1 protein-coding gene is annotated in these 426 nt (G+C 45.5%); it reads right to left on the bottom strand.

The genetic code is table 11. From position 1 onward, the window contains the following. On the bottom strand, positions 1 to 426 hold a 426-nt coding region (gene cdd / locus E1163_RS00070), incomplete at its 5' end, for a cytidine deaminase (RefSeq protein ID WP_155168508.1).

Raw genomic sequence — 426 nt, forward strand, 5'->3', positions numbered from 1 at the left:
CTACAATGCATTTTTATTAAAGCAAAAAGGCAGCAATACCTCTGTGGAAAACGTTTTGACCCACTTGTTGTCTGCTATCTGCATGATAACTTCTATGGCAGAGCTTTGCTTGACCTCATATTCAAGCATTACCTGCCTGCAGCTACCACATGGAGTTACGGGTATGTATTTTTCATTTGCTGCCTTTTTTGCCGTAACAGCAATTTTCCTGATCTTATGCTGACTATGACCTGCCCCGGCCTGAAACAATGCGACCCTTTCTGCACACAATCCGGCAGGATAGGATGAATTCTCCTGATTGGAACCTGAAATAACCTCGTTGTTTTCGAGTAGCAGCGCAGCGCCAACCTGAAATCCGGAGTAGGGCGAGTAGGAGGTTTCGCAGGCCTTACGGGCACTTTCTATCAGTTTCAGATCTTCTTCATC

It is taken from the genome of Fulvivirga kasyanovii, from assembly GCF_009711405.1.
GTDB lineage: Bacteria > Bacteroidota > Bacteroidia > Cytophagales > Cyclobacteriaceae > Fulvivirga > Fulvivirga kasyanovii.